The organism is Pelagicoccus enzymogenes (genome assembly GCF_014803405.1).
In the GTDB taxonomy this organism is placed as follows: domain Bacteria; phylum Verrucomicrobiota; class Verrucomicrobiia; order Opitutales; family Opitutaceae; genus Pelagicoccus; species Pelagicoccus enzymogenes.
Genome location: NZ_JACYFG010000009.1, coordinates 93,124 through 106,487, shown reverse-complemented (window position 1 = coordinate 106,487; position 13,364 = coordinate 93,124). Strand labels below are relative to the sequence as shown.

Here is a 13,364-nt window from a genome sequence, read left to right as displayed (position 1 = left end):
CAGGGACGCCTTTTTCGCGAGAAATTTGAATGGGGAACGCCTAGTCTTGGCTGACAAGCTTCAGCTTCACTGCCAGTCGTGTCATGTCCGTCGCCCCGCGCAGGTTTAGCTTGCGCATGATGTTTGAACGATGGGCGTCGATAGTGCGAACGCTGAGGTTGAAGGAGCGAGCGATTTCCTTGGAGCTGTAGCCCTCTCCCACCATTTGCAGGACGTCGGTCTCGCGAGGCGTGAGCATCTTGAGGCTGTCGTTGTAGTCCTTGTTGGTGATGGGCTGGCGGAGCAGCTTGTAGGCTTCGGGAGAGTAGTAGACGGCACCCTTGAGGATTTGGCCGATGGCGTCCTTGAGGCTCTCGATGGAGCTGTTTTTGGTGACGAGGCCGTTGACGCCGCGCTCGACGGTGTTCTTGACGATTTCCGGAGTGAAGTGGGCGGAAACGAGGATGACCTTACATTCGGGGGTGCGGTCCTTGATGCGGTTGAATACGGTGAGGCCGCCGAGCTTCTTGATCTTGAGGTCGAGGATAACGAGATCCGGTTGCAGGTCGAGGCAAGCTTGCAAGCCTTCCTCGCCGTCGTCGAATTGACCGACCACTTCCAGCCCGAAGTCGGTCCGGACGATTGATTCTGTGAGTTCTCTAAAGAGTATTTGGTCTTCGATGAGTACGACTTTCATTCGGTCTACGGTCTAAATACAGGTGCTGGCTGTTGAAGTTTTCTTAGGTGGCGATTCAGGTAGTTTACGTATTACTACCAGCTTGGTAACGACAATTAATGATCAACTGCTGAATCTAAGCAACATGTTTGTTGCCGCTTTACGGTCTATTATCGATTTACGAAGGATGCTTGCTTAAAACAGGGGGTGATTACCCCTTGTTTTGCGACGCTGATCTGGGGATTGCGTCGGTAAGCTGGCGCTGCTGGGTACTTAGGCGCGAGTGCCGTTATTTGAAAATCGCTCGCAAAAGCTTGGGGGCTTAGATTCCCCTCTGATTTTGTGTTGAATGGAGGGCATAAATAGCTAACCCCGATGCCTTGTCCTGCTTGATAGCACTATCCGAACAATCCTATGGCACTTAGTAGAGTAGTAATCACTGGCGTTGGCCTCACTTCTCCCAATGGCAATACGCTTGAGGAATTTCGTCGCAGCCTTCTCGAAGGCAAGGGTGGCATTTGCAGGATCGACATGCGTTACATGGGGCAGGTCTTGGCGGGCGTGTGCGATTTCGAAGCGACCAAGTATCAGCGCCGCAAGGACTTGCGTGTTGGTACTCGGGCGGGGAGCATTTCTATCTACTGCGCTCGCGAAGCGCTGGCCGATGCGGGTATCGAGGCCAACGAACTCGATTCCAAGCGCACTGGCATTTACGTGGGAACCACGGAGCATGGTAATGTCGAAACGGAAAACGAGGTCTACAACATTTCCCAATTCGACTACGACACCAAGTTTTGGTCGCACCACCACAATCCGCGCACTGTTTCTAACAACCCAGCTGGGGAAGTTTCCCTAAACCTGAAGGTGCACGGTCCCGCTTACACGATCGGAGCCGCTTGCGCGGCGGGCAATCTCGGGCTTATCCAAGGCATGCAAATGCTTCAGCTAGGCGAGGTCGACCTAGCGATTGCGGGTGGCGTTTCCGAGAGCATACGGTCCTTCGGCATTTTTGCGGGATTCAAGAGCCAGGGGGCTTTGGCAGAGCACGAGGACCCGAACAAGGCTTCGCGCCCCTTCGACAAAGACCGCAATGGCATCGTGGTGTCCGAGGGAGGCGCCTTGTATACGCTTGAGCGTCTGGAGGATGCCCAAGCCCGCGGAGCCAAGATCTACGGCGAAATCGTGGGCTACCAAATCAACTCCGACGCGACCGACTACGTTTTGCCGAATCCTGAACGCCAAGCGGAATGCATGAGGGGGGCCTTGGAAAAAGCAGGCATGCAACCGAGCGACATACACATCGTGAGCACGCATGCGACGGCCACGCCGCTGGGCGACATTCAAGAGTGCGAAGCGGTTCGCGAGGTTTTTGCGGATTGTCCGGACACCCACGTCAACAACACCAAGGGTTACATTGGCCATGCCATGGGCGCAGCCGGTTCGCTCGAGCTGGCGGGGAACTTGCCGTCCTTCGAGGACGGTTGGGTGCACCCCACAATCAACGTGGACAACCTCGATCCCAAGTGCGACCTGCCGGGCTTGGTGCTCAACGAGGCCAAGCAAGCGAAACGGGTTGACGCCATTCTTAATAATTCCTTTGGTATGCTCGGTATTAACTCGGCGCTGATCATCAAGCGCTTTTCGAACTAGCAAAGAAAACTTACATGACCAAAGACGAATGCAAGCAAGTGGTGCTCGACATCATCGCAGAAATAGCTCCTGACGAGGATCTTAGCGATGTTAAAGGCGATGTCGCCCTACGTGAGCAACTGGACCTCGACTCGATGGATTTCCTCGATATCGTGATGGAACTCCGCAAACAGCACAGCATCGAAGTGCCCGAATCCGACTACGTTCAGCTGGCTTCCCTAGACAGCTGCGCGGAGTACCTGACTCCAAAGTTCAACGCATTGGTCTAAGAGTTTAGCCTGACAGATCAATTTTTTCGAATTGGCCCACCCGGAGCGGTTGGGCCATTCTTGTATCCAAGAGTTGAGTACTAAATGTCTGAACACTACGACGTAGCGATCATTGGGGCTGGCATGTCCGGCTTGTCGGCTGGCATTCGGGCGGCCCACTTCGGAAAGAAGGCGATCATCCTCGAGCAGCATAATGCCCCGGGAGGCTTGAACAGTTTTTACGCCAAGGAAGGGCGCAAGTATGATGTCGGCTTGCACGCCATGACCAATTTCGTGCCGGCCAAGGAGCGCAGGGCGATTTTTAACAAGCTCTTGCGTCAGCTGCGTATCGACCGCTCCGAGCTCGACCTGATCGAGCAAAAGTCGTCTCGCATCGCCTTTCCGGGCGCGAACCTGCGCTTCGGTAACGATGAGGCGTTGCTGGAAAGCGAAGTGGAGCGCGTTTTTCCGGGGCAAGTCGATGGTTTCATCCGGTTGAGCGTGGCTGTGCGGAACTATCCCGATGCCGCGATCAGTCAGCCTTACCAGTCCACGCGCAAGTGGATCAAGCAGTTCATTTCGGATCCGTTGCTGGAGGAGATGCTTTTTTGTCCGCTCATGTACTACGGCTCGGCTGTCGAGGACGACATGGACGTGGGGCAGTTCGTGGTCATGTTTCGCTCGATTTTCCACGAAGGCTTGGCGAGACCGGCTGAGGGAATCCGCTTGTTGATACGGGTAGTGCTGGATCGCTACCGCAAGTTGGGCGGTATCCGTAAGATGAAGACAGGCGTAAAGCAATTGATCGCCGAGGGCGGCAAGATTTCGCGAATCGTCTTGGAGAACGGCTCTGAGCTGACTGCGGATGTAGTGCTCTCGTGCGCGGGCTTGCCGGAGACTTACGCGCTCGTGGACAAGGCTTTGGTCCCGGACCAATCCAAGCTTGCTGGGCAGCTTTCCTTTTCGGAGACGATCGCGGTCTACGAGACTTTGCCGGAGACATGGGGCTGGGGCGATGACACCATCGTTTTCTTCAACAACGCGGAGACCTTTTCCTATCGCAATCCGGCGGATCCGATCGATTTGCGTAGTGGAGTCATTTGTTTGCCGAACAACTTCGAGTATGGCGACCGTCCTCTAGGCGAGGGCTTGGTGCGCGTCACTTGTCTGGCGAATCACGATACCTGGTGCGGGTATTCGGACGAGCAGTATGTGGCGGCAAAGGGGGACTGGTTTGGGCGCATTCAGCAGTCGATTTTGCCGATGATGCCGGTCGCGACGCGACAATATGCGGAAGACTTGGTGGCGACGGACATGTTTACGCCTAGGACTGTCAAGAAGTTCACGCGGAGGGCTCGCGGAGCGATTTATGGTTCGCCAGGCAAGGTGAAGGACGGGCGCACCGAATGGGGCAACCTGTTTCTATGCGGCACGGATCAAGGCTACTTGGGGATCGTGGGAAGCATGTTAAGCGGCGTGGTCATGGCCAACGAGCACGTGCTCAAGGGCTAGCCTTCAGTAGTAGTAAATCACCCAGGCCCCGAGGGCAGCGAGCGCTGTAAAGGCGACGGCGCTGATGATGAGGCAACCGCGTCTGGTTTCGGCGGCGGCGTTCTTGGCGTCGGGACCGAGTTCTTGGTATAGGTCGCTCGCCACTTTGCTGCTGGGGCTCGATTCGATTTCCAAGCTGGATGCGACTTCTCTGTCTTCGGGGATCGCTTCCGCGAGACGGTTCGATCGGGGGCTTTTGCTAGGCATGGTGGCGATGGACTCCCGGTCGATCTCTTGGTTTATCCAGTCGAGGTGGTCGAGAATGAGTTGTTTTTGCTGCTTTAGCTGTCGGAGTCGTTCGCTTTCCATGGCGGTGTTCGCTTCCTAGGATCGACGGAAATTGCAAGGGGTTGAGAGGTGGGGTTCCGTTTTGCTATCGGCCAGCTCCTGCAAAGCGGACCGGGTGGAACCGGTCCCTCCAGCTTGACGACCTCTGTGTCGTCTGCCTTGTGGGAGCCGCATCGGGGCACGAAAAAACCCTTTCCGTTTTCGCGGAAAGGGCTTTGAAAGTGGTGTGCTAAGAATCGTCTTAGGCTTCGATGGCGACCTTGCGGTGTTCCTTGTCGAAGACGACCTTGCCGTCGCTGAGGGCGAACAACGTGTGGTCGCGTCCCATGCCAACGTTCTTGCCAGCGTGGAAGCGGGTGCCGCGTTGGCGAACGATGATGTTGCCGGCGATTACTTCTTCTCCGCCGAACTTCTTAACGCCGAGGTTCTTTGGGTTAGAGTCGCGTCCGTTCTTGGAAGTACCTTGTCCTTTTTTGTGTGCCATGGCTGAAGGGTGCTATCTGCTAGCTAAATCGGTTTTGGTTTAGGACTCGATGGAGTCGATCTTGATGACGGAGAGCTCTTGGCGATGTCCGCGGCGACGCTCGTAACCTTGGCGCTTCTTCTTCTTGAAGACCACGATCTTGCGGCCGCGCTTGTTCTCAAGGATGGTTGCGGAAACCTTTGCGCCGCTAACGAAAGGTGCGCCCAGCTTGAAAGCATCGCCTTCGCCCACGGTGAGGACTTCGTTGATTTCGAGCTTCTGTCCAGCTTCCGTTTCTGGGTAGCGGTTCACGATAAGAACGTCGCCTTCGGTTACGGTGTACTGTTTGCCCTGTGTTTGAATGGTTGCTTTCATCGGAAAAATTGGAAACCGCGTAATAAGGTCGCTTTGCGGCCCATGATCAATCTTTTTATCGGAAAATTTTTGGTAAATGGATGTAGAGAGAGTTCGGGGTTATTTCAACGACGCGGCCACAGTGCAACACTATGCGAAGGCTGTGGCTAACGTTGGGCTTTGGGAATCGGAGAAGCTGTTGTTTAGCAAGTACTTCTTGCGGCAAGAAAGTTTGCTGGACCTTGGTTGCGGAGCAGGGCGCGCGAGCATCGGCCTCTGGGAAGAGGGGTTCGAGAGGGTATTGGGCACGGATTTGGCGGAGGCCATGGTTCAGGAGTCGAGAGATATCGCGGAGTGCCTAGGGTGCCCGTTTTCCTTCCAGAGAGAGGATGCGACTGCTCTCAGCTTTGCCTCGGACCGATTTGACGGGGTGGTCTTTGCTTTCAATGGATTGATGCAGATCCCGGGGCGATCGGTGAGGCGTCGCGCCTTGAAGGAGATCCACCGGGTGTTGCGCGCGGGCGGGCGTTTCATTTTTTCGACCTTGGATCGGGAAGATCGCTTGTACTCGAAGGTGTTTGCAGTGGCGGACGACCCGGAACACGACCTGAGGCAAAACGACCAGCTGCTCGACTACGGGGATCGACATTTCCGGACCGAGCACGGAACGACTTTCATGCACGTGCCGCTGCGAGCTGAGGTGGTGGAAGACTTGCGGCAAGCGGGTTTCGAGCTGTTGGAGGACGCGATGCGTAGCGAACTGGCCTGCGAGTCTGCCTCGGTTCGCGAATTTTCGGAAGACTGCCGCCTTTGGGTGGCTCGGAAGCCGCGCTAGACACTATATATTAGAAGGCGAAAAAGCGCTTTACCCGAGGGGAGAGGAAGGCATAGTGGCCGCTTTCCCAATTTTAGACCACGCTAACCATGAGCAGAAAAAACTACTTCAACACACTGACTTTGGCCCAAAAGCTGGAGCAACTCGGCCGTTGCCGTTTTATGAATCCCTCCGAGTTTAACGGAGTCGAAGCACTCAAGGGCAAGAAAGTGGTCATCGTGGGCTGTGGCGCTCAGGGCCTCAACCAGGGCCTCAACATGCGTGACTCCGGTCTCGATGTCAGCTACACGCTGCGTGGGGCGGCGATCGAGGAGAAGCGCCAGTCTTGGAAGAACGCGACCGAGAACGGCTTCGCAGTGGGTACCTACGAAGAGATGCTTCCTTCGGCGGACCTCGTGTTGAACCTCACTCCCGACAAGCAGCACACTGCGGTGATCAATGCGGTTCAGCCGCTCATGAAGAAGGGCGCGACCCTCGCGTACTCGCACGGCTTTAACATCGTAGAAGAAGGCATGCAGATCCGCGACGACCTCACGGTGATCATGGTCGCTCCCAAGAGCCCTGGCACCGAGGTGCGCGAAGAGTACAAGCGCGGTTTCGGCGTTCCGACCCTTCTCGCGGTTCACACCGAGAACGATCCGGAAGGCAAGGGCTGGGATATCGCCAAGGCTTACGCTTGCGCTACAGGTGGCGATCGCGCCGGCTGCCTCGAGTCTAGCTTCATCGCCGAAGTGAAGTCCGATCTCATGGGCGAGCAGACCATCCTCTGCGGTCTCCTCCAAGCCGGCTCTCTTCTCGCCTACGACAAGATGATCGAAGAAGGCATCGAAGCAGGCTGGGCTTCCAAGTTCGTGCAGCACTCCTTCGACACGATTTGCGAAGCGCTCAAGCACGGTGGCATCACTAACATGATGGATCGCCTCAGCAACCCAGCGAAGCTCAAGGCTTTCGAGCTTTCCGAGCAGCTGAAGGACATCATGCGCGACCTCTTTGACAAGCACCAGGAAGACATCATGTCCGGCGCTTTCTCCAGCGGCATGATGGCCGACTGGGACAACGACGACAAGGACTTGCTGGCGTGGCGCGAAGCGACCAACGAAACCGCATTCGAAAAGTCGACTGCTGGCGATGTGGAAATTTCCGAGCAAGAGTACTTCGACAAGGGCATCCTTATGGTGGCCTTCGTACGCGCCGGTGTGGAGCTCGCTTTCGAGTCCATGACCAACGCGGGCATCAAGGAAGAGTCGGCCTACTACGAGTCCCTCCACGAAACGCCTCTCATCGCCAACACCATTGGCCGCAAGAAGCTCTACGAGATGAACAAGGTTATCTCCGACACGGCCGAGTACGGTTGCTACCTCTTCTCCAACGCCGCGATTCCTCTGCTTGGCGATTTCATGAAGGGAATCAAGACCGACGTGATCGGCAAGGGTCTCGAGTCCAGCTGCACAGCAGTTGACAACCAAGAGTTGGTTGCAGCCAACGCCAAGATCCGCAGCCACGGTGTCGAGAAGATCGGCGCGGTATTGCGCGGTCACATGACTGCTATGGCGAAGATCGCGGTGGGCGGTTAATCGTTCCACTGGTGTAGTTGAAATTTAGGGACGCCCCGCTCGCGAGAGTGGGGCGTCTTTTTTTTTGTGGGGGAGAGGAACGGCCAAGCTCCACGATGGCGAGGGTAGGGCTGTCTGGCCTAGGTAGCCGCGTTGCAAGATCATTCGTCCACGGCGGACTGGGCCAGTCCGCCCTACCTTGGGGCGAAGCGCCCGACTATGAGGCGCGGGATTAGCTCAGATCAAAGAGGCTTATAGTTTTTCGGTTATGCTCGATACCGGGCTAATGAGCCTTTTGGTAGGAGTCGCCTGATTTCAACTTAAACGCCTAACCACGTATTGCCATGGACGCGTTTGTCCTGTCGCGTATCCAATTCGCGGCGAACATCACTTTTCACATCCTCTTCCCGTCGATCACGATTGGGCTGGGGTGGCTATTGCTCTACTTCAAGTTTCGCTTCCAAAGGAGCAAGGACGAGAAGTGGATGGAGCTGTATTTCCTGTTCACCAAGATCTTCGCCCTGACCTTCAGCTTGGGGGTTGTGAGTGGGGTGACCATGTCGTTCCAGTTTGGAACCAATTGGCCCGGCTACATGAATACCGTTGGAAATATCGCAGGGCCGTTGCTCGCCTATGAAGTGCTGACCGCGTTTTTCCTGGAGGCGAGCATGCTGGGAATCATGCTCTTCGGCTTTCGTCGTGTGAAGCCTTGGGTGCATAGTTTGGCGACGTTTCTGGTGGCAGCAGGAACGAGCTTATCCGCTTTTTGGATACTGGCGTTAAACAGCTGGATGCACACGCCCACGGGATTCGAAATGATCGACGGCGTGGCTCACGCAACCAGCTGGAAAGAGGTCATTTTCAACCCTTCCATGCCGTATCGATTTGCGCATGCGGTTTTGGCGTCCGGGCTAACGGTTGCGTTTTTGGGAGCGGGGCTCATGGCTTACAAGCGATTGAGGGGAGACAGCGGGGCGGCGGTGCAAGCGGGTTTGCGGTCTTGTCTGTTTCTAGCGGCCGTCCTCGCCCCGCTTCAGCTGGTGGTCGGTGATCTGCACGGAACGAACACCCGTGACTACCAGCCGCAGAAGCTCGCTGCCATGGAAGCGCTTTGGGAAAGTGGGGAAGGGGTGCATCTGAGCTTGTTTGCCCTGCCTGACGAAGCGGAGAGGGAGAACCGCTTTGAAGTTTCGGTGCCCAAGTTGGGCAGTCTCATCGTGACGCGAGACCCGAACGGGTATGTGCAGGGATTGAACGATTTCGAAGGAGAGCATCCGCCGGTGGCTCCCGTTTACTGGTCGTTTCGCATTATGGTGGGAACGGGCATGTTGATGATATTTGCCGGCCTCTACGGGGCTTGGTCGCTTTGGAAGCGAGGTGAATTGCCGACTTGGTTCCTGCGCTTGCTGCAGTGGATGACGCTGGCGGGGTGGGTTGCCACGGTGGCGGGCTGGTACGTCACTGAGATCGGTCGCCAGCCGTGGCTGGTGCAGGGCGTGCTGAAGGCAAAGGACGCGGTGGCGGACATTCCTCCGGCGAATGTGGGAGTGACCTTGGCGGCATACCTGCTTACCTATGCCGTGCTCTTAGTCGCTTACGTGACGGCTCTTTTCTACCTGACTCGCAACGCCAAGAGGGCGGGGGACGTGAATCGTAAACCGAATCCGCAATGAACGAATTTTTGCAAGATGGGGCTTGGTTGCCTTTCGCTTTCGCCTTTTTGATTGGCCTGTCGATGCTGCTTTATGCGGTGCTCGATGGTTACGACTTAGGGGTTGGCTTGTTGTCGCGTTTCGTTGAACGGCCGGATCGAGACCGAATGGTGGGGTCGATTGGCCCTTACTGGGATGCGAACGAGACCTGGTTGGTCCTAGGGGTGGGGCTGTTGCTGGTGGCCTTCCCGGCGGCCCACGGTTTGGTCTTGGGAGAGCTTTACCTACCGGTCGCGATCATGCTGGTCGGGCTTATTTTCCGCGGCGTGTCATTCGACTTCCGCAAGAAGGTGGCGCCGGAGAAGCAGGAAGGCTGGGACCGGACTTTCTTTTTAGGATCCTTGGTGGTGGCCTTGAGCCAAGGCTACATGGTCGGGCGTTTTGTGGTAGGATTTCAGTCGGGCTGGATCAGCGAGCTCTTCTCGGTGTTCTTCGGTTTTTTGGTGGTGGCTGGCTATGGCTTGATGGGGGCGGCTTGGTTGATTCTCAAAACGGAAGACGCCCTGCAGCGATTTGCGGTCAAGTGGGCGCGCCGGGCGATTTGGGCCATGGTGGCGGCCGCGCTGCTGAGCAGCCTCACGGCCCCGTTCGTGAATACGCGTATCTATGACCGGATGTTTGCGTTTCCGGAAGCGACCCTGCTGATCGCCATGCCGCTGGTTTCCATGCTGCTGACGGTGATCATGCATTTCTTGCTGGGAGCTCTCCCGATGCCCGGCGATCGCTTGTCGGCGATGCCCTTCGCTATTTCCGTTTCCATCTTCGTTCTCGGTTTCGTGGGGCTGGTATACAGTTTCTATCCGTACATCGTGCCGGGACAGTTGAGAATCGTGGAGGCGGCAGCGGCTCCGGAGTCGCTGCGGGTCATTCTCATCGGGACCGCGATCGTGTTTCCGTTTTTGGTGGGCTACACTGTGTTTGCCTATCGGGTTTTCCGAGGCAAGGCCACGGATCTGAGCTATGACTGATGGGTTTTGCCAGGTCGCTCAATGAAGCGCTGCAACTGTAGTACCTGAGGAGGATGCGAGATGCGCCTCTTGTTCAGGTATTTCAGGCCGATTGAATTGGGGGTCAAGTTCGACCGCTCGCTCGAAATTTCTCTGTGCTTCGGAATCATCTCCGAGACCTTTCTGGATCAGTCCGGCGTGATAGTAAATTTCGGGCAAAGGGGGTGTCCAGTGTAAGGCTTTTTCCATGACTCGGGCCGCGTTTTTGTTTTGGCCGAATTTGTGGTAGGCAAGGGCAAGCGTGTGGGCTGACTCAATGTTGGGATACTGGTGAAAAGCGTTTTTAGCTTCCCGTAAGGCTAATTCTGGATACAGGCCTCGATCGAGCCAGAACTTCGCGAGCTGAGCGGATGCGGGTGCGTGATGGTGTCCGTGCGAACCGTGGCCGTGCCCATCTTTGGGATGCTCTAAGCCGAAAATTGGCCCATGATGGTGGCGGTGATAGGAAACGAGCGCTTCGTAGATCTTCTGAGCCTTATCGGTGTTCTCTTGCTCGGTGTAGAGGTCGTAGAGGTGGGAGAGAGATTCGTGGGTAGGCTGGAGTTGGTGGGAGCGTTCGAATAAACTGAGGGCAGTTTCGGTTTCGCCGAGTCGGCGTTTGATGATGCCGAGATTGGCGAGAACGAGCGGATTTTTAGGAGCGTGGGCAGCGGCTTCCGTTCCCAGTCGCAGGGCGTGTTTGAGCTCGCCGGCATGTAGCAGCATGATACTGAGCTTGGATTGGCACCATGCGGTATTTTCCGCGTGAGGGGCACCGGCGCTGATCGCGAGTTCCATTAACTTCATTCCTCTTTCACGGTTGCCAGTCAGCCAGACGAGGTGGGCGGCTCGGCTGTAGCTTGCCAAATCGGGTCGCAGGTCGAGGGAGCGCTGATAGTTGTCAAAGGCTTCCTCGTATTCGCCATGCTCGACTTGGGAGTCGCCAAGTAGTGAATACGCGTCGGCGAGTTCCGAGTTTATTTCTATAGCCTTGTGTGCCCACGCTTCGCCGTTTTCGAAGTTGTGATTCGAGTTCTCAACCCAGGCGATGCCGAGGATGGCGTCCGAATTTTCGGGGTCGATTTCCAAGGCTTCGGAGTATAAGTCCGCAGCTTGCTTGTAGTACTTGGGGTTCATCTCGTCGCGAGACAACTGCATGAGAGCGTTGCCTCGCTCGACCAGATCCTCAGGGGAAGCGAGTAGAAGGCTGGCCATGGCCATGCTGCCGGTGGCCGCGAAGAGTGTTGTGCGAGAGCTACTAAAAGTCATGTTGTATCGGTTTTTAGGTTACGAGTTGAGTGGCGGACTGATGAGGAACAGAGAAGAGCGGGCAGGGGTCTGCCCGCCCCGTGTTTTCTATTTGGATTCCCGTTGGTCTGTGGTCGGACCAGCGTGCGGCGTTGCCAAGTATGGGAATACTTGGTGGTACGAAGCATCGTTGGAGGCTACGTTGTCTCCAACGAGCGTGATCGTCTGGTAGCTAGGTCCGCTAGCGACCGCGGTCAGCGCGATGTCGACGACGTCGTCGCCAATGCGTCGACCGTTAGGCCATCCGCTGTTTACGCCGCTGGTCGTATCTCCTCCAATAAAACCGAGGCGGCTGTATCCTTCCTGACCGGGGAGCCGAACAGGATCTGTTTGGGTATTTACCCGAAGAACGTCTGGAATGAAGACCGCTTTCAGGTCGACACGTCCGCTTGCTTGAAAGTTGGTGCCGTAGACGGTGTTGATGAGCGTGGCGACTTCTGGGTTGGTCGCGTAGCTTGCGTAGCGGCTGTCGCTGGTTGGGCTGGAGCGGTTGTACGCGTCCTTATCCTTGAGGGCTACGAGCACTTCGTTGAAAAGCGGGTTGCCCATGCGATTTACCTGTACCCAGCGCCCGGCGGCGTAGTCTCCCCGATGGTTGCGCAAGGTTATGCTAGGTCGGCTGACGGTCGCGTAGACACCTACACCTTTAGCGTCGCCGAAGAATGGATCCGAGTAGGACATCTCGGGAAGGGAGCTAATCGGAATTTGTATCGAGTAGGTCAATACGTTGAATCCTTGGAATCCGTCGACCCCGTTTCCGTCTTGTCCGAGACCGTCGCTCAAGTCTCCGGTGTTGTCGAGGATGCGGGAATCGAGCAGGTCGAAGATGGCAGGCGTATCGGCGTAGAATCCATCCTCACGAGGTCCGGCGTAGACTGCTTCGCCGCTTGGCAAGTCGTAGATCGTGCTGCGGGTGTAGGAGTCGAGTTCCGTCAGGTTTGCGGCTCCGGAAACAGCTTCCCCGTCCATGTCATTGTAGAAGGGAGTGGTGTTGGCTCCGACATTGGGAGGCGGAATGACGAGGGCGCCCGTTAGGTAGCGTCGGTTTTTGGCGACCCAATAGTATTGGGTGTAGTTTTGACGGGCGTCGCCTGGTTCTTGGATAGCTCCCACTTCGGTGCCCAAGCCGTAGGAGAGAATCGTATCGGGATTTTTCAATACGGGGGCTCGATCCGAATTGGTGCTGGAGAAGCGAAAGTCGTATTGGCGGAAGCTTTTTCCAGTGGTGGGGTTGGCGAGATGGATGCTGTAGAGCGCGTCGGTCGAGAAACGCTCGTAAATCACACCATCTCCCGGATCGCTGAAAGGGCGGACGGAGACGAGCACGTTGAGAACCTTTGTTTCCGGATCGTCGTATTTGGTCCCTACGAAGGCGTAGACATCGGTTAGGTTCGCTTGCGGGTCCTGTTTGATGAGTGGAGCATCGCTGTGGCTGGCGGCGAAGGCTCCTGCGGTGGCGATTATGCCAGCGAGGCTGGCGAGGCAGGTTTTTCGGAGTGTGCCTAGACTGTATCCAAAATATTGGGATGATGCATGTTTCATAGTGTAGTGGTTGGCTTAGGGTTCTTTTTGGGGAGCCGGTGTCCCGGCTTTTTAGCCATTGGACTGGGCTTCGTTTAGAACCGAGGTTCGCTCGGGTGGAGGGAATGGATCCGTTTGGGCGGCAGATTCCTCAAAAAAGCGCGGCAACCTTTGTTTTCTCAGAAAAAGCGCATTTGTTTGGGATCCGATGACGTTTCGAGAGCGTAAGTCTCCGAAAAG

The 13,364-nt window shown here is 56.2% G+C and carries 13 protein-coding genes; 7 read left to right on the top strand and 6 right to left on the bottom strand.

The annotated features are described in order from the left end of the window. Positions 1 to 40: 40 nt before the first annotated feature. Complete coding sequence (locus IEN85_RS08675) at positions 41 to 676, bottom strand: response regulator (protein ID WP_191616704.1); 636 nt, start codon at positions 674 to 676, stop codon at positions 41 to 43. 393 nt (positions 677 to 1,069) lie between these two features. Here IEN85_RS08675 and IEN85_RS08670 point away from each other — a divergent pair, with 393 nt between their 5' ends. The 3 genes from IEN85_RS08670 to IEN85_RS08660 all read left to right on the top strand — a co-directional run bounded on the left by IEN85_RS08670 (position 1,070) and on the right by IEN85_RS08660 (position 4,065). Continuing rightward, positions 1,070 to 2,305, top strand: coding sequence for a beta-ketoacyl-[acyl-carrier-protein] synthase family protein (locus IEN85_RS08670; protein WP_191616703.1), 1,236 nt, complete (start codon positions 1,070 to 1,072; stop codon positions 2,303 to 2,305). A 14-nt stretch (positions 2,306 to 2,319) separates the two neighbouring features. Beyond that, positions 2,320 to 2,574: an acyl carrier protein gene (locus tag IEN85_RS08665; protein ID WP_191616702.1), complete on the top strand. Its 255-nt coding sequence runs from the start codon at positions 2,320 to 2,322 to the stop codon at positions 2,572 to 2,574. 84 nt (positions 2,575 to 2,658) lie between these two features. Beyond that, positions 2,659 to 4,065, top strand: a complete 1,407-nt coding sequence (locus IEN85_RS08660; protein ID WP_191616701.1) for a phytoene desaturase family protein — start codon at positions 2,659 to 2,661, stop codon at positions 4,063 to 4,065. Positions 4,066 to 4,068: 3 nt separating this feature from the next. Here the strand turns inward: IEN85_RS08660 and IEN85_RS08655 are convergent, their stop codons facing one another. The 3 genes from IEN85_RS08655 to rplU form a co-directional block, all read right to left on the bottom strand. Beyond that, positions 4,069 to 4,413 carry a hypothetical protein gene (locus IEN85_RS08655; protein ID WP_191616700.1) on the bottom strand — a complete coding sequence of 115 codons (345 nt, stop codon included), beginning with the start codon at positions 4,411 to 4,413 and terminating at the stop codon, positions 4,069 to 4,071. 220 nt (positions 4,414 to 4,633) lie between these two features. Beyond that, a complete protein-coding gene (gene rpmA, locus IEN85_RS08650) occupies positions 4,634 to 4,876 on the bottom strand; it encodes a 50S ribosomal protein L27 (RefSeq protein ID WP_191616699.1) in 243 nt (80 codons plus the stop codon). A 39-nt stretch (positions 4,877 to 4,915) separates the two neighbouring features. Continuing rightward, positions 4,916 to 5,230, bottom strand: a complete 315-nt coding sequence (rplU, locus tag IEN85_RS08645) for a 50S ribosomal protein L21 (RefSeq protein ID WP_191616698.1) — start codon at positions 5,228 to 5,230, stop codon at positions 4,916 to 4,918. A gap of 76 nt (positions 5,231 to 5,306) precedes the next feature. Here rplU and IEN85_RS08640 point away from each other — a divergent pair, with 76 nt between their 5' ends. From IEN85_RS08640 to IEN85_RS08625, 4 genes are all read left to right on the top strand, one after another. Beyond that, positions 5,307 to 6,044, top strand: a complete 738-nt coding sequence (locus IEN85_RS08640; protein WP_191616697.1) for a class I SAM-dependent methyltransferase — start codon at positions 5,307 to 5,309, stop codon at positions 6,042 to 6,044. Positions 6,045 to 6,133: 89 nt separating this feature from the next. Then, a complete protein-coding gene (gene ilvC, locus IEN85_RS08635; RefSeq protein ID WP_191616696.1) occupies positions 6,134 to 7,618 on the top strand; it encodes a ketol-acid reductoisomerase in 1,485 nt (494 codons plus the stop codon). Between the two features lie 323 nt (positions 7,619 to 7,941). Next, positions 7,942 to 9,270: a cytochrome ubiquinol oxidase subunit I gene (locus tag IEN85_RS08630; RefSeq protein WP_191616695.1), complete on the top strand. Its 1,329-nt coding sequence runs from the start codon at positions 7,942 to 7,944 to the stop codon at positions 9,268 to 9,270. Next, positions 9,267 to 10,277: a cytochrome d ubiquinol oxidase subunit II gene (locus IEN85_RS08625; RefSeq protein ID WP_191616694.1), complete on the top strand. Its 1,011-nt coding sequence runs from the start codon at positions 9,267 to 9,269 to the stop codon at positions 10,275 to 10,277. The genes IEN85_RS08630 and IEN85_RS08625 overlap by 4 nt, the downstream gene beginning before the upstream one ends. 18 nt (positions 10,278 to 10,295) lie before the next feature. On the opposite strand, the gene IEN85_RS08620 is transcribed toward IEN85_RS08625, so the two are convergent. Together IEN85_RS08620 and IEN85_RS08615 are read right to left on the bottom strand one after the other, a co-directional pair. After that, positions 10,296 to 11,564, bottom strand: a complete 1,269-nt coding sequence (locus IEN85_RS08620; RefSeq protein ID WP_191616693.1) for a tetratricopeptide repeat protein — start codon at positions 11,562 to 11,564, stop codon at positions 10,296 to 10,298. 87 nt (positions 11,565 to 11,651) lie between these two features. After that, positions 11,652 to 13,145 (bottom strand): DUF4331 domain-containing protein, encoded by a 1,494-nt coding sequence (locus IEN85_RS08615; RefSeq protein WP_191616692.1) that lies wholly within the window; start codon positions 13,143 to 13,145, stop codon positions 11,652 to 11,654. Positions 13,146 to 13,364 lie beyond the last annotated feature (219 nt).